Origin of the sequence: Cnuibacter physcomitrellae (genome assembly GCF_014640535.1) — a bacterium.
In the GTDB taxonomy this organism is placed as follows: Bacteria; Actinomycetota; Actinomycetes; order Actinomycetales; family Microbacteriaceae; genus Cnuibacter; species Cnuibacter physcomitrellae.
The window spans coordinates 3,489,749-3,511,993 of record NZ_BMHD01000001.1 but is presented as its reverse complement, the minus strand read 5'-3'; the positions used below and the strand labels follow the sequence as shown (position 1 = coordinate 3,511,993).

Sequence of the window (22,245 nt, the reverse complement as noted above, 5' to 3'; positions counted from 1 at the left end):
GAGGAAGCGCCCTTCCCGCGAGCCCGAACGGGCCATTTCTCACCGCTCGACGAGGGGCCCGGAGACACCGCGTGCGCGCATCCGTCGACTGGCGAGGAAGCACCCTTCCCGCGAGCCCGAAGGGGCCTCTTCTCGCCGCTCGACGAAGGGGCTCAAGACACCCGCGTTCGCACATCTGCCGACCGGCGAGGAAGCGTCCTTCCCGCGAGCCCGAACGGGCCACTTCTCGCCGCTCGACGAAGGGCCCGGAGACACCCGCGTTCGCGCATCTGCCGACCGGCGAGGAAGCGCCCTTCCCGCGAGCCCGAACGGGCCACTTCTCGCCGCTCGACGGGACCCCGACACGCTCGGCGAGGAGCGGGCGCGCGAGCGGGTCAGACATGGGGGACGAAGAGGCGCCAGGCGTGGCGGCGGGTGGCGCGGGGATCCGCCTCGATGCGGTCCTCCTCGTCGATGATGAGGGTGCGACGCGCCTCCATCTCGTAGCGGGGCCAGTCCGACTCGTCGAAGAGCTCGCCGTGGGCGAAGGCGAGCCAACGGGAGCGCATCCGCCGACTCGTGGCGTGGAAGGCGCGGCGACCGCCGAGGGCGGTCATGAGCCGGCCGAACGGGCGATCGATGCGGTCGAAGACGGCGAACAGGTCGAGCCCGTGGGTGGCGTCGAAGCCCATCCAGCGCACGAGGCGGGGCGCCAGGTCGAAGCGGTAGAAGTACGTCGGCTGGAACTGCGAGTGCCGCTCCGCCACCTTCACGCTCGGGAACCAGAAGGCGTAGTCGCCGCCGAAGTCCGCGGCAGGGCGCCGGGCCGGCAGCCCGGGGTACTCGGCCTTGATCGCCTTGCGTGCCTTCTTCTTCGTGTTCGCGAAGATCGCGCGGATGCGGGAGGGCGTCGTCGCGAGGATGTCGAGTCGCCCCGTGAAGAGCGCCCCCTCCCGATCCATCGTGCCGATGATGAGGGGGACGGGCGCCGCGCGGCCCTCCTTGAAGGCGTCGAGGGGACGCTCCGGCAGCAGCTCGCCGTCGATGACCGGGGACAGCGCGATCGTGCCGGGATGCGCATCCGGGGTCCGGAGCGTCAGGGTCACGGTGGCCTCCGCGAGCTGCTCTGCCGACGCCGCGGTGAGCACGGCGCCGCCCTCGTCGTCGGAGGTCGCCTCGACCTCCCGGTCGCCCACGAGGTCGCTGAGGATCGCCACGAACTCCTGCGCCCACACCGCCGTGACCTCGGGCGGGTAGATGGCGTTGGCCGGGGACGACTGCGCGATGGCCCGGGCGAACAGCCCGTGCGCCGCGGGGACGGCCATGAGCGTCGTGACCGCGTTGCCGCCCGCCGACTCTCCGAAGAGCGTGACCCGTGCCGGATCCCCGCCGAAGGCCCGGATGTTGTCGCGCACCCACTCGAGGGCCACCACCTGGTCGCGAAGGCCCAGGTTCGACTCGATCGGGCGCTCGGGCGTGGAGTAGCGCGTGAGATCGAGGTAGCCGAGCGCTCCGAGGCGGTAGTTGAAGCTCACGTAGACGACGCCGCCCTCCGCGACGAGCGCCTCCCCGTTGCGCCGGTGCTCCGCCGACGACCCCACCATGTAGGCGCCCCCGTGGATGAACACCATGACGGGCAGCCCGGTCTCGTCGCTGTCGGGACGGATCACGTTGACGGTGAGGCAGTCCTCCGACATCGCGGCGTCGCGCGCCGCCCCGACGAACGCGCCGTTGCGCGACTGGATGGGGATGGCGCCGAACTCCGAGGCGTCGCGGACGTCGTGCCACGGCTCCACCGGCGCGGGAGCGCGAAAGCGTCGCTCTCCCACCGGCGGCGCCGCATAGGGGATCCCTCGCCACATCCGCAGACCTCGCCGCAGCACGCCCCGGACGATCCCGCCGGTGACCTCGACGTCATGACGCGGCGGCGTCCCGCGAGGCGGCGACAGGCGGCGCGTCGAGAGGGTCACCGCCGCATGCTAGCCGCGCCGGGTGAACACCGTGCGGCGAGGTCCTCGTAGGCTGGTCGGGTGACCCGCGGCGACCAGACCCCGTGGTGGCGCACCGGGCGAGGTCTCCTCGGCCTGGCCCTCGCCGCCGTGATCATCGTCGTCTTCGTCGGCCTCACGCTCTGGATGGCGACCACCGCCGCGCAGCACCTCGGCTCCTGAGGCGTCCCGGCGCGTCCTCGCTCACGAGCCCGAGATCACTCCGCCCTGCTTGAGGTGCCGCACGGTGATGAGCGTCCGGATGAGGACGACCGTCGCCACCGCGACCAGGGCGACCACGCTGGCGATGCCGAGCACCACGAGCCACGGTCCCAGCTGGTCGATGAACGCCCAGTGGGCGATCAGCTGGAACACGTCGGCCAGCGCCACCACGTAGATGATGCCGACGGCGACGAAGCTCGTCCGAGGGGACTGCTGCTTGCGATTCTTCATGAGGAGATAGACCACGTCGACACGGTATCGAGCGAGTCGCCATCGCCTCATCCCCGCATCCGGGGGCTGGACAGGCTGCGCCGCCGGACCTCAGTAGAGGAGGATCTGGGCGTCGGTCTTCGAGGGGATGCCTGCGACGTCGACGTGCACGTGGTAGCTGGCGCCGCCCGCGGGGACGGGTTCGCGAGCGATGTTGCACGTCTCCGGGGTGGAGCGCGTGCGGTCCCAGGCGAAGGGTGCGCTCGTGACGGTCTGGCCCGCCTCGAGCAGGGCCATCGTGTCGCTCGCCCCCACCTGGCAGTCGGTCGACGTCCAGTAGGTGTCCGATCCGCTCGTGATCGTGTACTTCTGCTGGGACGTGCCCGCGTTCAGCGTGCAGGGGACGGACCCGGTGTTCGTCATCGAGAACGAGAGCTGCGGCTGGGCGCCGGCCGAGTAGGAGTCGGAGTCGGTGATCGGCGTGATCGTGAGCACCGAGGGATCGCAGGCGACCGGCGACGAGGCCTCGACCACCGCGGGCGCGGGGGTGGGCGAGGGATCGGCTGCGGGAGTCGTGGGCGCGGCGGTCGCGTGGTCGTCGGCGGCTGCGGCGGCATCGGCCGCGGCCTGGTCCTCGGCCGCGCCGGCGGTCGAGGTGGGCGTCGGGGTGCCGGCCGCAGCGGGCGGGCCGTCGTTCGATCCGGGCCGCACGATCACCAGCACGACGATCGCGATCAGCGCGATCAGGACGGCCAGCACGGTGAGTCGACGCCGGAGGTACACCTTCTTCGGCAGCGGGCCCACCGGGTTGCGGAGCGTCGACATGCGCCCAGAGTAGACGAGCGCCCGTCGTGGCCCCGGCATCGTGCATCCGCCACGCCGCGTGTTGCGGCGGATTCATAGAAACGCGGATGCGCCGGACGCGAGGGCGGATTCAGAGCAGGGCGGCGTCGTGGATCTCGTGGCCCGAGACCGTGGTGCAGTCCTCGCCGAAGACGAAGTCGGCGAAGATCCGCTCCCCGGCCAGCACGCCCGGGAGCCAGTAGCGGGCGTCGTCCCACATGCCGTCGAGGGGCAGGCGGTCGACCGGGTACCAGGCGGGGGTGAGCTCGTCCGACTCCTCCGGCTCGCCGGTCCATCGGGTCACCACGAAGACCGTCGAGTCCTGGCTCCAGTTCTCGCGGTACGGGAACGCGAAGCGGACGAGTCCGCGCTCGGACACGTCGTCGGGCGCCACGACGAGCCCCGACTCCTCGTGGATCTCGCGCACGATCGCGTCGACGGCGGTCTCCCCCGCCTCGATCTTGCCTCCGAGCCCGACGATGTTGCCCGAGCCCAGCCCCGTCTTCTTCTTCCCCAGCAGCACCTCGGGCCCGTCGGCGCCGTCGCGCAGGAGGAAGGCGACGCAGACCTGGTACGGAGACACTCGGGACACGCCGCGAGCCTACGCCCACCGCGTGTCCCCCATGTTTCGCGCCCCTGAGCGCGCCCCCACCCTCCTGATCCGTCACTTTCGGCTAGTCGCGGGGCCGCGCACTAGCCGAAAGTGACGGATCAGGATGGGCACGGACGCCCGCGGCTCAGGCGGGGGCGGCGGGGGCGAGGTCGAAGGCGACGAGCTCGTCGTCGGTGAGCATCCGGGAGCGGATGAGGAACCGCTTGCCCTCGGGCGCCTCGAGGGAGAAGCCGCTGCCCCGCCCGTCGACGAGGTCGATCGTGAGGTGGGTGTTCTTCCAGTACTCGAACTGCGAGCGGGACATGTACACCTCGATCGGGTACGCGCCCTCGACCTGGAGCGTGCCCAGCAGCACGTCGGACGACCCGACCCGGAACATCCCGACCGGGTAGCACATGGGTGACGAGCCGTCGCAGCAGCCGCCCGACTGATGGAACATCAGCTGCCCGTGGGTGCCCGACAGCTGCCGCAGCATGTCCGCTGCGGCAGCCGTCACGTCGACCCGCGAGAGCGCTGTCGGCTCGGGCATCAGAAGAACCCCATCGGCCCTTCGGCGTAGGAGACGAGGAGGTTCTTCGTCTGCTGGTAGTGGTCGAGCATCATCTTGTGGTTCTCCCGCCCGATGCCCGACTGCTTGTACCCGCCGAACGCCGCGTGAGCGGGGTACTGGTGGTACGTGTTCGACCAGACGCGACCGGCCTCGATCGCCCTGCCCGCCCGATAGAGCGTGTTCACGTCGCGGCTCCACACCCCGGCGCCCAGGCCGTAGAGGGTGTCGTTGGCGATCGAGATCGCCTCGTCGAACGTGTCGAACGAGGTCAGCGAGAGCACCGGGCCGAAGATCTCCTCCTGGAAGATGCGCATCGAGTTCTGCCCCTCGAACACCGTCGGGTTGACGTAGAAGCCGCCCGAGAGCTCGCCGCCGAGGTCGGCGCGGTCGCCGCCGATGAGCACCTTCGCACCCTCCTGGCGCCCGATGTCCATGTAGCTGAGGATCTTCTCGAGCTGGTCGTTCGACGCCTGCGCACCGATCATCGTCGACGTGTCGAGCGGGTTGCCCTGCTTGACCTTCTTGACGCGCTCGAGCGCATCCCCGACGAAGCCGTCGTAGATCGACCGCTGCACGAGGGCACGGCTGGGGCAGGTGCACACCTCGCCCTGGTTGAGGGCGAAGAAGCTGAACCCCTCGAGGGCCTTGTCGTAGAAGGAGTCCTTCTGCTCCGCCACGTCGGCGAAGAACACGTTGGGGCTCTTTCCGCCGAGCTCGAGCGTGACCGGGATGAGGTTCTCCGACGCGTACTGCATGATGAGGCGTCCGGTCGTGGTCTCCCCGGTGAAGGCGACCTTGCGGATGCGCGGATGCGACGCCAGCGGCGCGCCCGCCTCGATGCCGAAGCCGTTGACGATGTTGAGCACGCCGGCCGGCAGGAGGTCCTTCACGAGGTCGAGCCACACGTGGATCGACGCGGGGGTCTGCTCCGCCGGCTTGAGGACGACGCAGTTGCCCGCCGCGAGCGCCGGCGCCAGCTTCCACGTCGCCATGAGCAGCGGGAAGTTCCACGGGATGATCTGCCCGACCACCCCGAGCGGCTCGTGGAAGTGGTACGCGATGGTGTCGTGGTCGAGCTCGGAGATGCCGCCCTCCTGGGCGCGCAGGGCTCCCGCGAAGTAGCGGAAGTGGTCGATGGCGAGCGGGATGTCGGCGGCGAGCGTCTCGCGGACGGGCTTGCCGTTCTCCCAGGTCTCCGCGACCGCGAGCAGCTCGAGGTTCTGCTCCATCACGTCGGCGATCTTGAGGAGGATGTTGCTGCGCTCGGTGGGCGAGGTCCTCTTCCACGACTCGAACGCCTTCCACCCGGCCTCGACGGCGCGGTCGACGTCCTCGGCGGTGCCACGGGCGACCTCGGTGAAGACCTGCCCGGTGACGGGGGTGACGTTCTGGAAGTACTGGCCCTTCGCCGGCGGGACGTACTCCCCGCCGATGAAGTTGTCGTACCGCGGACGGTACGAGACGACGGAGCCCGCGGCCCCGGGGTTGGCGTAGACGGTGGAGCCCGGGGTCGCCGGGGCCTCCTCCGTCTCGGGCCGATCGATGATGGTCATGTCGTGATCCCTTCGACGACGTTGTCCAGGACGTCCGGGGCCGGCGCGGCCCTCGGATGCGGTCGACGGTACGCCGCGCGAGGTTGCACCCCGTTGCACGGGCCCGATCAGCGGGCGTCGCGGTCGAGGAAGGGTCGCAGGTCCTCCTCGAGGACCCGCGCCATCACCTTGAGACCCTTCGCCGTGGGGTGCACGTCGTCGTCCTGCATGAGGTCGGGACGACCGAGGAGCGGCTCGCCGACGTCGATCCACTGCGCGCCTTCGTCGAGCGCCGCCCGCTCGACGGCCGCGTTGAGCGGTGCGAGACCCTCGTCGGGCTCGTCGCTGCCCCAGATCGCGCTGATGCCGACGAGGAGGGTGTCGGGGAAGGCGGCCCGGAGGGAGGCGAAGGCCGAGTGGGCGGCATCCTCGATCTCGTCCGGATCCTCGCCGAGGTCGTTGCTGCTCGCCGAGACGACGATGAGGGAGGGCGCATCCGGCAGCAGCTCGGCCTCGGCCACCTGATCGGCGAAGACGCCGCCGTCGTCGCCCACCGAGAGGAAGCCGGCGCCGTCCTCCGCCAGGTTCGTGAGGTCCCACTTCTCGTGGTGGGCCAGGAGCACGGGCCAGGCCTGCTCCGGATCGAGGCCGTTGCCCGTCATGATCGAGTCCCCGATGGTGACGAGCGAGACCGGGTGGCCGCTGGCGATCGTCTGAGCGGGGGCGGGCTCGGAGTCGACGGTGTCGGGCTGGTCGCGCACCCCGATGTCGGTCTTCACCGGCGTCGAGGCCGCGCAGCCGCTCATCACCACCGCAGCGCCCACCGCGAGGACGGTGAGGCTCGCCCGCATCCCGCCCCGTCCCATCGCCACCCCCGCAGTCTCGCATCGGCTCCCTGGCGGCGGCTGGGTGCGGGCTCAGGGCTCGCTGCGTTCCAGCTGCTCCAACCGCGCGACGAGTGCAGCCCGCCGCGGGGAGCGCGGGGGGAGCACGCGCAGCAGCTCGCGCAGCACCTCGACGTCGTCGGCGCCCTCGCGGGTCGCGGTGTAGGCCAGCAGCACGTCGGGCGAAGCGGCGGCGAGGAGGGCCTCCCGCATCCGCGCGGTGACGTCGGCACGGATCTCGGCCACTCCGGGTGCGTCGGATCCGGGCAGCGGGCCCCCGAGGTATCCGGCGAGCGCCACCCTGTGCGCGCCGCGATCGAGGAGCGAGACGACCCGGTGGAGGTCGAGCTCGAGGGCGCCCTCCAGGCGATAGGGACGCGAGGCGAGCTCGATCCCGGTCGGCTCGAGCGCTCGCCGCAGACGGACGATCTCCGCACGGAGCGTGACGGCCGAGCCGCCCTCCCCGTAGACGAGATCGCAGAGGAGGTCGGCGGCGAAGCCCTCCCGGTGCCAGGCCAGCAGGGTGACGATCTCGGCATGACGGGCGCTCAGCTCCACCGATCCGCCGTCGGGCAGCTCGAGCTCGCCGGTGTCGCGCCCGAGCACGTGCAGCACCTCCCGGCCGCGGGTGTCTCGGCGCGACGCCGTGCGCGCCCGGTCGACGGCGCTCCCGGCCGGCGCGGAGACGGTCCCCGACGCCGTCGTCGGCCCGAGCGGGATCGCCACGGCCGCGCCGGGCGCCGCGGCCGCACGCTGCCGCAGCCGCATCACGAGCAGCTCCGCCTCGGCGGCGGCCGCCGTCGCCTCCATCAGCGGCAGGGTGTGCGGGTCGACGGCGCGCTCGTCCCCCGTGATGTCGATGACACCCAGGATGCGCCGGGTCTCCGGGTCGTGCACCGGCACGGCCGTGCAGCTCCAGCCGTGCACGAGCCGGTTGAAGTGCTCGTCGTCGTGGATCTGGATGCCGTGGTCCAGCGCGAGGGCCGTCCCGGGCGCCGAGGTGCCGACCCGGTCCTCCGCCCAGCCCGCCCCCGCGACGAATCGCATCTCCTCGGCCCGGCGCCGCGCATCCGGGTCGCCCTCGACCCAGAGGAGACGGCCGTGCTCGTCGCCGACCGCGACCAACAGCCCGGAACCCTCGGCGTCCTGCACGAGCAGCCGGCGGATCACCGGGAGCACCGCGGCGAGCGGGTGTCCGGTGCGCACGTCGACGAGCGTGTCCTCGGCGACCTCGAGGTCCGGCAGCAGACGCTCCGGGTCGAGGTGCCGACGCCGAGCCCTGTCCCACGACTCGACCACCACCGCGCGCGGACGAGCCACGGGGCGGCGCTCGGGCAGCGCGAGCCACTGGCTGGAGTCCATCGCTTCTCCGATCCACGTCGATCGCCGGGCGAGGGCCGGTCACGGCCCGCCTCCAGTATCGCTCAGCCGAGCCCGGTGAGGCAGACTGAGATGACCCGGGGGATCGAGCAGGAGTCACATCATGCCGAGCAGGACGACGAAGGCGGCGCAGCGCGCGGCGCTCCGCCTCGCCACCGCGCTGGTCACGGCGATCTACGGCGTGTACCGCCTGCATCCGGCGCTCTGGCGGTTCACCGCCCGTCACTACCACCCCGCGCTCGAGGCCTTCGCCCGGCTGAACGCCTGGATGGTGTGCCAGCGCGCGTACGTCGACGTGCCCGCGTACCGCGCGTACCTCAACGAGTCGGGCTTCTCGTTCCGCTGGTGGAGCCTCCGCAACTACCGCCCCACGTCGAAGCACGAGTACGTCGACCGCTACGACGAGGAGGAGCGGTGCTGGCACGGCGAGATCGTGACCGTGGGCACGGTGGTCGACGAGTCGAGCGGGTCGAGCGGCACCCCCTACAACTGGATGCGGTCCAAGTGCGAGCTCGACACCGTGCACAAGAACGTCGCGGGTTACGTGACGCTGCTCTTCGGGACTCGGCGCCTGTTCTGCATCAACGCGTTCTCGATGGGCGCCTGGGCGACCGGCACCAACACGGGGCTCGCGATGTCGAAGATCGCGATGGTGAAGAACACCGGACCGGACATCGACAAGATCGTCGACACCATCCGGCACTTCGGTCCGCGGTACACCTATCTGATCAGTGCGTACCCGCCCTTCCTCAAGCACCTGCGCGACCGGCTCGACGCCGACGGCTTCGACTGGGACGCCCACGACCTCAACGGCTTCGTCGGCGGCGAGGCGCTCACGGAGGCGCTCCGCGACTACATCGAGGACCGCTTCACCCGCGTCTACTCGGGCTACGGCGCCTCCGACCTGACCATCGGGATGGCCGGGGAGAGCGACCTGTCGGTGTGGCTGCGGCGGGCGCTGGTCTCGCACGCCGACCTCCGCCGCGACGTCCTGGGAGACGACGAGCAGCGCACGCCGATGATCTTCCAGTACAACCCGCTCGAGACGTACCTCGAGACCACGGCCGAGGGCGAGCTGCTCGTCACGCTCAACTCGACCGCGATCATGAGCCCGAAGCTCCGCTACGACATCGGCGACGAGGCCCGGATCGTCACCTTCCCCGAGATGCAGGCGCACGTCGCGCGCTATCCGCGTCTCGCCTTCGCCTTCGAGCGGGCCTTCGCGACCCAGCGGATGAAGCTGCCGTTCGTGATGCTGTTCGGGCGCAAGGACTCGACCATCTCGTACATGGGCGCCAACATCTACCCGCTCGACGTCGAGAACGGGCTCTACCTCGACAACCCGCACGCCTCGCACATCGAGTCCTTCCGGCTCAGCCTCCTCGACATCGGCGACCACGAGCAGCGGCCGGTGATCCACCTGCAGCTCCGGAAGGGCGCGGCCCTCTCGGCGACGGAGCGCGACGACCTCCGCGCGCGGTCGGCCGCCGGGGTGCTCACCCACCTCGCGCGTGTCTCGCGCGACGTCGCGCAGTCGCTCGAGGAGGATCCGACGGCCTCCGATGTCCGGGTCGAGGTGCACGACTACGGCACCGGGGTCTTCGCGGGCGGGACGTCGAAGATCAAGAACGTCTACCTCGTCGCCGCCGAGGACCGCGGCTGATGCGCACCGTCGACTTCTCGAGGGCCCCGCGCCAGGCGCGCGCCGAGGCGATGGCCCTGGTCGAGGCCGGGAAGGTCGAGGGGGTGCACGTCTCACCCGGCGCCGTCGCGCGGGCCGCCAGGCGCGCCGAGGGGTTCGTGTGGCTGGCGCGCATCCGCCGTCGCCGGAGGCACGGGGTGATCGCGTGCTTCCGCACACCGCAGCAGGCCGCCGCCTTCACCGACGGGCTCGATGCCGGATGGTCGAGCCGGGTGCTCGTCGCCGAGCGGTCGGGCTACAGCAACGGGGTCTGGCGTGCGGAGGGCGACGTCATGCGGCACATCGACCGCTTCACCCCGACGAGCGCCGAGACGGCGGCGCACCGCGAGCCTCCGCTCGTCGCGCGCCCTGTGGATCTCGCCCGGGCTCGTCGCCGTCCGTCGGGCGTCGCGGACCCGGACCGACGGCAGCGGCTCGAGTCGACGCCCCTCACCGAGGCCTCCGCGATGTTCATCGGGGCCACCCGCTACCGCGGCCCCCGCGCCCTGCGGGTGCTGTCGCGCACCTGGTACCCCATGGTGGCGCGGATGCAGGGCCTGACCGGGTACGTCTGGCACCGCGTGTACTGGGAGCCGCCGTTCACCCTCGGGACCCTCGCCTTCTTCCGCACCCGCGACGACCTCCTCGGGTTCGCGCGTCTGCCCGCGCATCGCCTGCTCATGCAGTGGATCACCCGGGACCGGCGGAACGGGACGGGCGGGTACATCCGTCTCCACGTCGCGGAGGAGAGCGTCGAGGGCGGATCCGGCGCGGAGGGTCCGCGATGAGGATCCACACGGTCGAGACCAGGACGGAGCTGGACGAGTTCCAGCGCCTCACCTCCCGCGTGCATCCCCGCGACCTCGCCGTGCCGCTGCTCGAGTCGACGGTGCGGTCGTGGTGGAACGGGCACAGCCCGCATCCGGAGCCCATCCGCCTGCTCGTCCTCAGAGACTCCGCGGGCGACGTGATCGGCCGCACCACCGTGCACACCGACGCCCGTCTGGACGAGCGTCTCGGGCAGCCCAGCCTGCTGTTCGGCGCCACCGACTTCGCTGATGCCGCCGCCGCCCGCTTCCTGCTCGCGCACCTGGACGAGCTCGGCTCGCGCAGCGGACGACGGCAGCTCTTCGGACCGGTGTCGCTGCTGCCCAACCAGGCCGGCGGGGTCATCACCTCGGGGTTCGAGGAGCGCGGGTTCGTGGACTCCGCCTGGAACCCGGAGTGGGTGCCGAGCGTGTACGAGGACGCGGGGTTCGAGCGCTGGGGCGAGTCGGACACCTGGGTCGTCGAGACCTCCGCCGCGCGTCCCGAGGTGGACGGCGCCCCCTCCCCCGCCGAGTGGGACGCGGCGGGGGTGCGGCTGGACTACGGCGCGGCCTCGAAGGTCGACGAGCTCCTGCCCGAGCTGCGGACGGTCCTCAACGCGTCCTTCGCGGCGCTGCCGTACTTCACCGAGATCACCGCCGCCGAGCTGGCGGCGGCCACCGACGGGCTCGGCCACCTGATCGACGAGCGGCTGCTGCCCCTCGCCCGCGACGCCGAGACCGGTGAGCTCGTGTCGTTCATCCTCGCGGTGCCCGACATCACGCGATTCGTGCAGGAGATCGAGGGACGGTTGGGCGTCACCGCCGGGCTCCGGCTCCTGGCCTCCCGCCGCCGCTACCGGTCCGAGGCGATCCTGGTGATCCAGGGCACGCACCCCGATCGTCAGGGCCGTGGCATCCTCACGCTGCTCAGCCGACAGCTGCAGGCGAACCTCGCGCAGGCCGGTTACCGGAGGCTCCGGAGCACCTACGTCGGCCGCGACAACCCCGGGTCGACCGCCCAGTTCCGCCGCTTCGGCGGCCGCCCGCTGCACGGGTACACGTTCTATCGGAAGCCGATCATCCCGGAGGACGACCTGTGAGCCCCGCACCCTCGACCGAGACCCTCCGCGAGCTCGTCCTGCTGGCGAGCCGCGCGCCCTCGGCCCACAACACGCAACCGTGGAGCCCGCGCCTCGTGCGCGGGGCCGTCGAGGTGTCGGTGATCCCGAGCCGCACGCTGCCCGCCGGCGACCCCACCTTCCGCGACCTCGTGCTGTCCCTCGGCGCCTGGGTGGAGTCGTTCGCGATCGGCGCCGCGGCCCTCGGCCGGCGCGTGGTGGTCGAGCCGCTCCCTGCGCTCGAGCACCTCGACGAGCTTCCGGTCACCGGGCCCGCAGACCCCGCCGCCCCCGTGCTGCGGATCACGGCGCCGTCGGCGTCGACCCGGGCGAAGCCGTACGCGACCCCCTTCACCCCCGACGACGTGCGTCGCCGCCGTGTCCACCGCGGACGCCTCCGCGGGCGGCCCGGGGCGTTCGACGACCTGTCGACGCTCGCCCTCCCCCGCTGGCTCTCCCTCCGCCGCCTCGACGACCGGGCGATGGGCCAGCTGAGCCGGCTCGGGATCGCCTTCACCGCCTCGCGCCGGACCGTCGCCGACGAGCTGCTGCACTGGCTCCGGCTCAGCCCCGCGCATCCGCAGTACCACCGCGACGGGATGACCGACGCGATGCTCGCCATGCCCGCGGCGCTGGCCCGCCTGAGCGCGCCCGCGACCCGGCGTGCCGCCCTCCGCGACCCGATCGTCGCGGTCGCGGGGGTGATCGGCCGCACCGCGGAGTCCCTCGGCCGCGACGCACCGCTGCCGCCGTACGCGCGATCGCTCGCAGCCTCACCTCCCGACGCCCCGGAGCACCTCGTCCTCGTGGCCGACACCCGCGCGGCCGGGGTGGACGAGACCATCAGCCTCACCGAGGCGATGGACAGCCGGATCGGCCTCCCGGAGCGGAACGTGCTCGAGGCGGGGCGCGTGCTGCAGAGGCTGTGGCTCCACGCCCGGGTGCAGGGCATGGCGGTCTCGCCGCACTCCGAGCTGATCGACTCCCCGGCCGCTCACGGCATCCTCCGTCGTCGGCTGTCGTTGGGCCGCGCCGACATCGCCCTCTCGGTGTTCAGCACCGGGGAGCCGGTCGGCCCCGTCGCACGGTCGCCGCGCCTGACGGACGTGACCGGGTGAGCCGCATCCCCCGTCGGGTGCGCGCCTGGGGTGCGCTGATGGACCGGATGCGGTCGATGCACGTCGCGACGATGACCGACGCCGACATCGCCCGCAACCAGACGCTGCGGCACGTGCCCGCGCCGGTGAAGGCCGTGGTGTTCGGGCCCCGGGTGCAAGGCGTCGTGGCGACCGATGCGGTCGCCACCCGATCCACCTCCCGCGCAGGGTCCGGCGTGCCGGTGCGGGTGTACCGGCGTTCGAAGCAGGGCGACCGCGATCGGCCGCTCCTCCTCTACTTCCACGGTGGCGGGTGGACGCTCTTCGGCGGGCTCGACGCGTGCGACCATCTGCCGAGCGTCCTGGCGGCACGGCTGGACGCCGTCGTGGTGGCGGTCGACTACCGGCTGGCGCCCCGGCATCCGCATCCCGCGCAGCTGGACGACTGCGAGGATGCGCTGCTCTGGGCCGTCGACTCCGCCTCCTCGCTCGGCGCCTCCCCCGCACGGGTCGCCGTCGTCGGCGACAGCGCGGGCGGCCACCTCGCCGCGGCCGTGACGCTGCGGGCGAGGCGCCTCGGCGGCCCGGTCCTCTCGGCGCAGGCGCTGATCTACCCCGTCGTGTCCCGGAGCGTGGACGACGCCTCGATGCTCGAGAACGCGGGCGCGCCGGTCCTCCATCGCGCCGACATGGTGCGATTCCTCTCGCTGTTCACGGCCGAGGGCGCCGTCGCCGCCGCTCCGAGCCCGGAGGCGTTCCCCGAGGAGGCCGACTCGCTGGCCGGTCTGCCGCCCGCGTTCGTCCAGCTCGGTTCGCACGACGTGCTGCGCGATCAGGGACGGCGCTACACCGATCGGCTCGAGCGCGAGGGGGTCGCGGTCCGCGTCGCGGAGTATCCCGATGCCCCGCACGGGTGGGTCTCCTACCCGCGGATCATGTCCCCGATCTTCGAGACCGCGACGGCCGACCTCGTCGCCTGGCTCGAGGATCGGCTGGCGCCCTGAGCCGCTCGGGGGAACCCGGTGGTCGGTGTCGTCGGATTCGCGTAGGGTCGCCCTCATGAGCACCTTCATCGACCCGCTCGAGCCCGAGTCGTTCGAGCACAACGGCCAGCACCCCGAGATCGACGAGGAGACCGACTCCTTCGACGAGGACCTCCAGGAGAAGCTGGGCGAGTTCGTCGCCGAGCCGGAGCCCTCCGACAGCGAGGCCCCCGGCGCCTGACATCGAGCACCCCCACGAGGGCCTGACCGCTCCGCTCGAGCGCCTGCGCGCCGAGCGGAGCGAGGCCGCAGCGACCCGCGCGTCGACCGCGGCGGAGATGGAGTCGCTGCTCGCCGACCGGCGAGCGTCGTCCGACGACGACGAGCACGACCCCGACGGCGCTCCCCTCAGCGGCGAGTGGGCCCGGCTGCGCTCACAGCTCGACGCGGTCGACGCGCGGATCGCCGACATCGACGCCGCGTTCCTCCGAGTCGACGAGGGGACCTACGGCCTGTGCGCGACCTGCGGCCTTCCCATCCCCGACGAGCGGCTCGAGGTCCGGCCCACGGCGACGCAGTGCGTGCCGTGCGCCTCGCGGCGCTGAGCGGCCGCAGCCGCCGGCCGTCGAAGCGCGGCGCGGCATCGTGCACCGCGCGCGGGGCGCCTAGCTGCGTCCGTCGCCCTCGCCCGACGGCGCCGGATCCGCGCCACCGTCCTCCTCCGCCCTCGGGCCGCCGAGCTCCCACGGCAGCGGACCCTCCAGCTCCACGGGCTCGGCGGGCGGCGCGTCGAAGCCGCCCGGACGCTGCACACGACCGAAGAAGCCCATCTCGGAGACGCCGCTCCCGCGCGGGGTCGCGTCGAGCCCCGCGGGCTCGTCAGCCGGCTCGCTCTCGGCTCCGGGCCTGCGCCCGAAGAAGCGGTCGCGCATCCGCTCGTTGAAGGATCGATCCTGGGTGGCCATGACGCTCCCTACCTCAGGTGCTTCAGCATGCGCGTGTTGCCGAGGGTGTTCGGCTTCACCCGGGCGAGGTCGAGGAACTCCGCCACACCCTCGTCGGGTGAGCGGACCAGCTCCGCGTAGACCTCGGGGTCGACGAGAGAGAGCGGCGACGCCGTGTAGCCCTGCCGTTCGAAGAACGGCACCTCGAAGGTGAGGCAGAACAGCCTCGACAGGCCGAGCTCCAGCGCATCCTGCTCCAGCCGGTCGACGAGGATGCGCCCCACGCCCCGACCGCGGAAGTCGTCGTGCACGGCGAGGGTGCGCACCTCGCCGAGGTCCTCCCAGAACACGTGCAGCGCGCCGCATCCGACCAAGCGTCCGTCCGCATCCTCAGCCACACGGAACTCCTGCACGGCCTCGTAGAAGACCACCGCATCCTTGCCGAGCAGGATTCGTCGCTGCACCAGGGGCTCCACGAGGGCCTGGATGGCAGGGACGTCGCTCGTGCGCGCCCGCCGTACCGTGACGGCGGGCCTGATGTCGGTGGTCATCGCACCAGCGTAATGCGCGCGGAAACACCCCCCGAACGCACGAGATCCGCCAGCTCCCGCGGGTGTCCCCTGCCGGGACCCACGGGAGCTGACGGATCAGGTGTGGTCGAGACGGGCCAGAAGCCCGTCTCGGGCTCAGTCGTTCGGGATGTCGCCCAGAGCGGCCGCAGCGGCGGCGTTCGACGCCGACGAGTCGGCGCCCGCTCCCACCGCGAGCGGCTCGCGCGAGGTGGTGAGGAACGTGAACTTCCCGTCGACGAAGTCGACGTGCACGTGGTCGCCCGCGTTGAGCTCACCCTGCAGGATGCGCTCCGAGAGCTGGTCCTCGACCTCGTGCTGCATGGCGCGACGCAGCGGACGCGCACCGAGCGACGGGTCGAAGCCCACCTTGATCAGGCGCTCCTTGGCGGCGAGCGTCAGCTCGATCGTCATGTCGCGGTCGAGCAGGCGGTCGCGGAGGCGCTTGATGAACAGATCGACGATCTGCAGCAGCTCCTCCTGGTTCAGCTGCGGGAACACGATGGTGTCGTCGACGCGGTTGAGGAACTCCGGCTTGAAGTTCTTCTTCAGCTCCTCCGAGACCTTCGCCTTCATGCGCTCGTACGAGGTGGACTCGTTGCCCGACACCTGGAAGCCGATCGGGGCTCCCGTGATGTCCTTCGTGCCGAGGTTGGTCGTCATGATGATGACGGTGTTCTTGAAGTCGACGACGCGACCCTGACCATCCGTCAGACGTCCCTCCTCCAGCACCTGGAGCAGCGAGTTGAAGATGTCGGGGTGGGCCTTCTCGATCTCGTCGAACAGCACCACGCTGAACGGCTTCCGGCGCACCTTCTCGGTGAGCTGGCCGCCCTCCTCGAAGCCGACGAAGCCGGGAGGGGCACCGAACAGCCGCGAGACGGTGTGCTTCTCGCCGTACTCCGACATGTCGAGGGAGATCAGCGCGTTCTCGTCGTCGAACAGGAACTCGGCGAGCGCCTTGGCGAGCTCGGTCTTCCCGACGCCGGTGGGGCCGGCGAAGATGAACGAGCCCGAGGGGCGCTTCGGGTCCTTGAGGCCCGCACGCGTGCGGCGGATCGTGCGCGACAGGGCGGCGATCGCCTCGTTCTGGCCGATGACGCGCTCGTGCAGCGCCTTCTCCATGAAGATGAGCCGGGACGACTCCTCCTCGGTGAGCTTGAACACCGGGATGCCCGTGGCCTGAGCCAGCACCTCGGCGATCAGGCCCTCGTCGACGATGCCCGACGTCTGGATGTCGCCCGAGCGCCACTGCTTCTCGAGACGGAGACGCTCGCCGAGGAGGTTCTTCTCCTCGTCGCGCAGGCTCGCCGCCTTCTCGAAGTCCTGGTCCTCGATCGCGGCCTCCTTCGAGGCGCGCACCGTGGCGATCCGCTCGTCGAACTCGCGCAGCTCCGGCGGGGCGGAGAGGATCGACAGGCGCAGACGCGCGCCCGCCTCGTCGATCAGGTCGATCGCCTTGTCGGGCAGGAAGCGGTCCTGCACGTAGCGGTCGGCGAGGTTCGCCGCGGCGACGATCGCACCGTCGGTGATCGACACCTTGTGGAACGCCTCGTACTTGTCGCGGAGGCCCTTCAGGATGTTGATCGCGTGGGGCAGGCTCGGCTCGGCCACCTGGATGGGCTGGAAGCGGCGCTCGAGGGCCGCATCCTTCTCGAAGTGCTTGCGGTACTCGTCCAGCGTGGTCGCGCCGATGGTCTGCAGCTCGCCACGGGCCAGGAGCGGCTTGAGGATCGAGGCCGCGTCGATCGCGCCCTCAGCAGCGCCCGCGCCGACGAGCGTGTGGATCTCGTCGATGAAGGTGATGATGTCGCCGCGGGTGCGGATCTCCTTGGTGACCTTCTTCAGGCGCTCCTCGAAGTCGCCGCGGTAGCGGGATCCGGCGATGAGCGAGCCGAGGTCGAGGGTGTAGAGCTGCTTGTCCTTCAGCGTCTCCGGCACGTCGCCGCGCACGATCGCCTGGGCGAGACCCTCCACGACGGCGGTCTTGCCGACGCCGGGCTCGCCGATCAGGACGGGGTTGTTCTTGGAGCGGCGCGACAGGATCTGCATGACGCGCTCGATCTCCTTCTCGCGCCCGATCACCGGGTCGAGCTTGTTGTCGCGCGCGGCCTGCGTGAGGTTGCGGCCGAACTGGTCGAGGATCTGCGACCCCTTGTCGGGGGCTGCCTCGTTGCCGCCGACGGCGACCTGCTCCTTGCCCTGGTAGCCGGAGAGGAGCTGGATGACCTGCTGGCGCACCCGGTTGAGGTCGGCGCCCAGCTTCACGAGCACCTGGGCGGCGACGCCCTCGCCCTCGCGGATGAGACCGAGCAGGATGTGCTCGGTGCCGATGTAGTTGTGACCCAGCTGCAGCGCCTCGCGGAGGCTGAGCTCGAGCACCTTCTTCGCGCGCGGCGTGAACGGGATGTGACCCGTCGGCTGCTGCTGGCCCTGGCCGATGATGTCCTGGACCTGCTCGCGCACCGCGTCGAGCGAGATGTTCAGCGACTCGAGCGCCTTCGCTGCCACGCCCTCACCCTCGTGGATGAGACCCAGCAGGATGTGCTCGGTGCCGATGTAGTTGTGATTGAGCATCTTGGCCTCTTCCTGGGCCAAGACGACGACGCGACGGGCGCGATCGGTGAATCTCTCGAACATGTCTGTCTCCCTGGTCGCCAGGGCAGGATGACGACCGTTGAGATAGAGACTAACCAGCGGTCCAGGGGCTGCGGCGGCCTGTTCGCCGTGGGCGTGACTGCTCTACTGGCTCGGCCGGACGACCCGTGCGTCGCTCCAGCCCAGGATCGGGTAGCCGATGAAGAAGAGCAGCCAGAGCAGGAAGAACGAGAACGCGGGTCCCTTGCCGAACCGACGGCCGACGTCGCGCGCCACGATGATGCCGAGCACGGCCCCCAGCACGGGGACGACGAAGAGGATGCCCCACCACCCGGGCCTGCCCGCGACCCGGGCGAGCACCCACACGTTGTAGAACGGCACGACCGCCGGCCACCCCGGCCGGCCCGTCTTGCGGAACACCGACCACATGCCGAACACGGTCAGCGCTGCGATCGCGAGCCCGAGGTACAGGCTGGACGGGTCGTAGGTGACCGCCGGGGAGGTGACTGGCCGCAAGGGTGGCTCCGGTGAGGTGTGCTGGGGGTGCCCCACGATTTTAGCCGCGTCGTCGAGGGGGCCCCGCGGGCCTAGGATGCGGCTGTGAGCAACCTCGAACGGGACCCGGACGCCACGTGGTCGGCGACCGCGGTCGCGCCCGCACGCCGGCCGGAGATCATCGAGGCGCGGGAGGTGCCGCTCGGCGGGCCCCGGGCGATGACCGTGCACCGTACCCTCCCCTCACGGGAGCGGACGCTGATCGGCGCCTGGTGCTTCATCGACCACTACGGCCCGTCCCCCGTCTCGGAGACCGGGGGGATGGTCGTGCCGCCGCATCCGCACACCGGACTGCAGACGGTGAGCTGGCTGTTCTCGGGCGAGATCGAGCATCGCGACAGCGTCGGATCGCACGCGTTCGTGCGGCCGGGTGAGCTCAACCTCATGACGGCCGGCCGCGGCATCTCCCACTCCGAGATGTCGACGCCGGCGTCGGATGCGCTGCACGGGGTTCAGCTCTGGGTCGCGCTGCCGTCGGAGTCGCGGTCGGTGGAGCCGTTCTTCGAGACCACCCCGTCCGTGCTCGCCGAGATCGACGACGCCCTCGTCCGCGTCTTCATCGGCTCGCTCGCGGGGGCGTCGACCGAGGTCACCACCTTCACCGAGCTCGTCGCGGCCGAGATCACCCTGCCGGCCGCGGGGTCGGTCGAGCTCCCGCTCCGGCCCGAGTTCGAGCACGGCGTGCTCGTCGACGCCGGACCCGTCACGGTCTCGGGCGTGGAGGCGGCGCGCACCGAGCTCGTCTTCCTCGGGCAGGGCGCCGAGTCGGTGCGGCTGTCGGCAGGCCCCGAGCCGGTCAGGGTGGTCCTGATCGGGGGCGTGCCGCTCGGCGAGCAGATCCTCATGTGGTGGAACTTCGTCGGACGGTCGCACGACGAGGTCGTCGACTACCGCTCCGAGTGGCAGCGCGAGGCGGGATTCGACGCGTCGCCCGCCGCCGGGGCCGCGTGGCGCCGCTTCGGCGACACGGACCACCACTACGAGGGCACACCCCTCCCGGCGCCGGAGCTGCCCGGCGTGCGCCTCAAGCCCCGCGCCCGCTGAGCGCGGGCTCCGGCCCCTACTGGAGAGCGGAGGTGAGGCGGGCGAGGTTGTCGAGGATCGTCGAGCGGAGGGGCTGCTCGTGCCACGCCTCCTTGGTGAGCTCCTTCGAGATGGCGCGGTAGCCGTCCTCGACCCGGCGCATCGACTCGACGAACGAGCGTCCGCGCACCATGAGCGAGACCTCCATGTTGAGGCTGAAGGAGCGCATGTCCATGTTCGACGAGCCGATCACCGCGACCTCGTCGTCGATCGTGAAGTGCTTCGCGTGCAGGATGTACGGCGCCGGGTACATGAAGATGCGCACGCCGGCGTTGAGCAGACCCTCGTAGTACGAGCGCTGGGCGTGGTAGACCAGCGCCTGGTCACCGATCTCCGACACGAAGAGGTCGACGGAGACACCGCGCTGCGTCGCGGTGGTGATCGCGTAGAGCATCGCGTCGTCGGGGACGAAGTACGGGCTCGTGATCACCACGCGGTCGGTGGCGCTGTAGAGCAGGGCCAGGAAGAGGCGCAGGTTGTTCTCGCCCGCGAACCCCGGGCCGGAGGGGACCACCTGCATGTCGAGGGCGTCCGGATCCTTGTCGATGACCTCATCCGTGATGGCGCGGGTCTCGCGGAGCAGCAGCTCGTTGGTCTCGCTGTACCAGTCGGTGATGAAGATCGCGTTGAGGCCGGCGACGATGGGACCCTCGAGGCGGGTCATGAGGTCCTGCCACTTCAGGCCGCGCTTGAGGTTGGTGCGCTTGTTGTAGCTGCGGTCGACCATGTTCTGCGACCCCATCCAGGCGACCTCGCTGTCGATGATGAGGAGCTTCCGGTGGTTGCGGAGGTCGGGTCGCTGGTACTTGCCCTGCAGCGGCTGCACCGGCAGCATGAACGACCAGCGGACGCCCAACCGGTCGAGCATCTTCACCGTCTTCTTGTGGCCTGGAGCGCGCACCGACGCGATGTGGTCGAGCAGCACGCGCACCGTGACGCCGCGCTTGACCGCGGCTCCCATGGCCTCGAAGAACGGCTTGGTCACTTTGTCGTAGCTGAGGATGTAGAACTCGACGTGGACGTACCGCTGCGCCTCGGCCACGTCGGCGGTCATCTGCCGGATGGCCTCGTCGTACTCGCCCGTCAGCGTCGCGGAGTTGCCGCCGACCAGCGGCATCGCGCCGAGGTTGCGGTTGAGCTCGACCACCGAGCGCAGCCACGGCGGCCAGGGGTCGTCGTCGCTGACGCGGTCGATGCCCTCCGTGGTCTCGATGATGAACTCGTTGATCGCCTTCTGCTTGTCGCGCCGGCGCTTCGGCAGCTTGTACGACCCGAGCAGGAGGAACAGCAGGAAGCCGACGTAGGGCAGGAAGAAGATCGCCATCAGCCACGCGATCGCGGTGGAGGGGCGGCGGTTCCTCGGCACGATGATGACCGACGAGATGCGGATGGTGAGGTCGATCAGCAGCAGCGCGAGCAGCACGACGTCAGCCATGTCGAACCCCGAGACCTCCACCGTCACGCGCTGCTCCCCCTCGTCCACGGTGCAGGACCGCTAGCGCTACCGTAGCGGGTCGGCGGAGGCGCCGCGCGCGCTACTCGCCCGCGGGCTTGGGCGGGAGTCCGAGACGGGCGCGCTCCTCCGCCTCGATGCGCTTGTAGGCGCGGCGCTCGTCGCGGTCGGCGCGCACGACCTTGCGCATGATGAACCAGAAGAGCAGCCCGAGGAGCACGGTCGGCGCGAGCGACCACACGGCGGCGAGGAAGTAGTCCATCCCCTCCAGGATACGTCACCCCGCCTGAGCGCCTGCCCGAACGTAGTCGGCCGAGACGCCTCGAATCACCCCACTACTGATCTATCCTCAGCTTAAGGCTAAGATGCAACTCATGGGATTGAACCGCGAAGGTGAAACCGAATGGCATCGGACGAGCACCATTTACATGGCGGTCATCGTCATCAACACCACGGTCGTTTGGTCAGCGATTGCGCTCGTCGGAGCACTCCTCATCACGGGGATCCTTCAACCAGAGCAGGGCCAGCAGGTTCCTGAGCTGGTTAGGTCGACTGCAGTCGTGATCGTGATCATGACTACGGTCGCGGTGATGGGACTCATCACAAGCCTCCTTCGCGCTCGGTCGATCAGATACCGCGTCGGCGCGACAGAGATCGACTTCACTTCTGGATTCTTTTCGCGAACGACGACCTCGCTTCCGTACGACCGGATTCAGACCGTCTCGATACAAGCCGGCATAGTCAGCCGAGCGTTCGGATTGTCAAGTCTCGTGCTTCAGTCAGCGGCCGATCAGAGCAGCGTGACGATCCCGGGCTTGACGATGGAACAGGTGAACTCCGTGAGCGAAGCGGTGCTCAGACGTGTCCGTCGTCTACAAGACCACGGCTCCCCGTTGCTGTGACCGTTTCGCTGTTACGATCAAAGCTCGGGATTGCCCGACCCCTGCTCGGCAGTCCGATGTATCGGCTTAGGCCCTCCCGTGAGCGGGCAATCGTTGGGCATCCGGAGGAGAGGGCTCCTCGAAATCGGGGAGCACGGCATGCCGTAACTCACTCCGGATTCGGATCTGTCATCCACGTCGTCTTCGGGGGAGCCACAGCATTCATCCTGCTGGGATTGCTGACGCGCCGCATCTTGAGATGGAAGATGTGTC

Annotated in this window: 24 protein-coding genes; 10 read left to right on the top strand and 14 right to left on the bottom strand. The window is 70.6% G+C overall.

Features of this window, described 5'->3' with window-relative positions; all coding sequences use genetic code 11:
• Positions 1-374: 374 nt before the first annotated feature.
• Positions 375-1,949, bottom strand: coding sequence for a carboxylesterase/lipase family protein (locus IEX69_RS16505; protein WP_085018677.1), 1,575 nt, complete (start codon positions 1,947-1,949; stop codon positions 375-377).
• A 60-nt stretch (positions 1,950-2,009) separates the two neighbouring features.
• On the opposite strand from IEX69_RS16505, the gene IEX69_RS16500 reads away from it, so the two are divergent.
• Complete coding sequence (locus tag IEX69_RS16500) at positions 2,010-2,150, top strand: hypothetical protein (protein WP_157127095.1); 141 nt, start codon at positions 2,010-2,012, stop codon at positions 2,148-2,150.
• 21 nt (positions 2,151-2,171) lie between these two features.
• On the opposite strand, the gene IEX69_RS16495 is transcribed toward IEX69_RS16500, so the two are convergent.
• From IEX69_RS16495 to IEX69_RS16465, 7 genes are all read right to left on the bottom strand, one after another.
• Entirely contained in the window at positions 2,172-2,435 is a 264-nt protein-coding gene (locus IEX69_RS16495; protein ID WP_157127094.1) for a hypothetical protein, read from the bottom strand.
• Positions 2,436-2,510: 75 nt separating this feature from the next.
• Positions 2,511-3,224: a hypothetical protein gene (locus tag IEX69_RS16490; protein ID WP_085018675.1), complete on the bottom strand. Its 714-nt coding sequence runs from the start codon at positions 3,222-3,224 to the stop codon at positions 2,511-2,513.
• A gap of 109 nt (positions 3,225-3,333) precedes the next feature.
• A complete protein-coding gene (locus IEX69_RS16485; protein WP_229756393.1) occupies positions 3,334-3,834 on the bottom strand; it encodes an 8-oxo-dGTP diphosphatase in 501 nt (166 codons plus the stop codon).
• A gap of 145 nt (positions 3,835-3,979) precedes the next feature.
• On the bottom strand, positions 3,980-4,384 hold the full coding sequence (locus tag IEX69_RS16480; RefSeq protein WP_085018673.1) for a DUF779 domain-containing protein: 405 nt from the start codon (positions 4,382-4,384) through the stop codon (positions 3,980-3,982).
• Positions 4,384-5,958 (bottom strand): acetaldehyde dehydrogenase ExaC, encoded by a 1,575-nt coding sequence (exaC, locus tag IEX69_RS16475; protein WP_085018672.1) that lies wholly within the window; start codon positions 5,956-5,958, stop codon positions 4,384-4,386. Before exaC ends, IEX69_RS16480 begins: the two co-directional genes overlap by 1 nt.
• A 107-nt stretch (positions 5,959-6,065) precedes the next feature.
• Positions 6,066-6,803, bottom strand: a complete 738-nt coding sequence (locus IEX69_RS16470) for an SGNH/GDSL hydrolase family protein (RefSeq protein WP_085018671.1) — start codon at positions 6,801-6,803, stop codon at positions 6,066-6,068.
• Between the two features lie 51 nt (positions 6,804-6,854).
• Entirely contained in the window at positions 6,855-8,183 is a 1,329-nt protein-coding gene (locus IEX69_RS16465; RefSeq protein WP_085018670.1) for a helix-turn-helix domain-containing protein, read from the bottom strand.
• Between the two features lie 121 nt (positions 8,184-8,304).
• Between IEX69_RS16465 and IEX69_RS16460 the strand changes: the two genes are divergently transcribed.
• The 7 genes from IEX69_RS16460 to IEX69_RS16430 all read left to right on the top strand — a co-directional run bounded on the left by IEX69_RS16460 (position 8,305) and on the right by IEX69_RS16430 (position 14,494).
• The gene (locus tag IEX69_RS16460; RefSeq protein WP_085018669.1) at positions 8,305-9,864 is read left to right on the top strand and encodes a phenylacetate--CoA ligase family protein; all 1,560 of its coding nucleotides are present in this window, start codon (positions 8,305-8,307) and stop codon (positions 9,862-9,864) included.
• Positions 9,864-10,670, top strand: coding sequence for a hypothetical protein (locus tag IEX69_RS16455; protein ID WP_085018668.1), 807 nt, complete (start codon positions 9,864-9,866; stop codon positions 10,668-10,670). The genes IEX69_RS16460 and IEX69_RS16455 overlap by 1 nt, the downstream gene beginning before the upstream one ends.
• Positions 10,667-11,791, top strand: coding sequence for a GNAT family N-acetyltransferase (locus IEX69_RS16450; protein WP_085018667.1), 1,125 nt, complete (start codon positions 10,667-10,669; stop codon positions 11,789-11,791). The genes IEX69_RS16455 and IEX69_RS16450 overlap by 4 nt, the downstream gene beginning before the upstream one ends.
• A complete protein-coding gene (locus IEX69_RS16445) occupies positions 11,788-12,927 on the top strand; it encodes a hypothetical protein (RefSeq protein ID WP_085018666.1) in 1,140 nt (379 codons plus the stop codon). The genes IEX69_RS16450 and IEX69_RS16445 overlap by 4 nt, the downstream gene beginning before the upstream one ends.
• Complete coding sequence (locus IEX69_RS16440) at positions 12,924-13,910, top strand: alpha/beta hydrolase (RefSeq protein ID WP_085018665.1); 987 nt, start codon at positions 12,924-12,926, stop codon at positions 13,908-13,910. Before IEX69_RS16445 ends, IEX69_RS16440 begins: the two co-directional genes overlap by 4 nt.
• A 55-nt stretch (positions 13,911-13,965) precedes the next feature.
• Positions 13,966-14,130 carry a hypothetical protein gene (locus IEX69_RS16435; RefSeq protein WP_157127092.1) on the top strand — a complete coding sequence of 55 codons (165 nt, stop codon included), beginning with the start codon at positions 13,966-13,968 and terminating at the stop codon, positions 14,128-14,130.
• 97 nt (positions 14,131-14,227) lie between these two features.
• On the top strand, positions 14,228-14,494 hold the full coding sequence (locus IEX69_RS16430) for a TraR/DksA family transcriptional regulator (protein WP_085018664.1): 267 nt from the start codon (positions 14,228-14,230) through the stop codon (positions 14,492-14,494).
• Between the two features lie 60 nt (positions 14,495-14,554).
• On the opposite strand, the gene IEX69_RS16425 is transcribed toward IEX69_RS16430, so the two are convergent.
• The 4 genes from IEX69_RS16425 to IEX69_RS16410 all read right to left on the bottom strand — a co-directional run bounded on the left by IEX69_RS16425 (position 14,555) and on the right by IEX69_RS16410 (position 18,516).
• A complete protein-coding gene (locus IEX69_RS16425; protein WP_085018663.1) occupies positions 14,555-14,854 on the bottom strand; it encodes a hypothetical protein in 300 nt (99 codons plus the stop codon).
• Positions 14,855-14,862: 8 nt separating this feature from the next.
• Positions 14,863-15,384: an amino-acid N-acetyltransferase gene (locus IEX69_RS16420; protein ID WP_085018662.1), complete on the bottom strand. Its 522-nt coding sequence runs from the start codon at positions 15,382-15,384 to the stop codon at positions 14,863-14,865.
• A 135-nt stretch (positions 15,385-15,519) separates the two neighbouring features.
• Positions 15,520-18,042, bottom strand: coding sequence for an ATP-dependent Clp protease ATP-binding subunit (locus IEX69_RS16415; protein WP_085018661.1), 2,523 nt, complete (start codon positions 18,040-18,042; stop codon positions 15,520-15,522).
• Positions 18,043-18,144: 102 nt separating this feature from the next.
• On the bottom strand, positions 18,145-18,516 hold the full coding sequence (locus IEX69_RS16410; protein ID WP_085018660.1) for a DUF5684 domain-containing protein: 372 nt from the start codon (positions 18,514-18,516) through the stop codon (positions 18,145-18,147).
• A gap of 84 nt (positions 18,517-18,600) precedes the next feature.
• On the opposite strand from IEX69_RS16410, the gene IEX69_RS16405 reads away from it, so the two are divergent.
• Positions 18,601-19,599, top strand: coding sequence for a pirin family protein (locus tag IEX69_RS16405; protein ID WP_085018659.1), 999 nt, complete (start codon positions 18,601-18,603; stop codon positions 19,597-19,599).
• Between the two features lie 16 nt (positions 19,600-19,615).
• On the opposite strand, the gene cls is transcribed toward IEX69_RS16405, so the two are convergent.
• Positions 19,616-21,073, bottom strand: a complete 1,458-nt coding sequence (gene cls / locus IEX69_RS16400) for a cardiolipin synthase (RefSeq protein ID WP_085021334.1) — start codon at positions 21,071-21,073, stop codon at positions 19,616-19,618.
• Positions 21,074-21,173: 100 nt separating this feature from the next.
• Positions 21,174-21,353 (bottom strand): hypothetical protein, encoded by a 180-nt coding sequence (locus IEX69_RS16395; protein WP_085018658.1) that lies wholly within the window; start codon positions 21,351-21,353, stop codon positions 21,174-21,176.
• Between the two features lie 112 nt (positions 21,354-21,465).
• Here IEX69_RS16395 and IEX69_RS16390 point away from each other — a divergent pair, with 112 nt between their 5' ends.
• Entirely contained in the window at positions 21,466-21,993 is a 528-nt protein-coding gene (locus IEX69_RS16390; RefSeq protein ID WP_174604397.1) for a PH domain-containing protein, read from the top strand.
• The last annotated feature ends 252 nt before the right edge of the window (positions 21,994-22,245 follow it).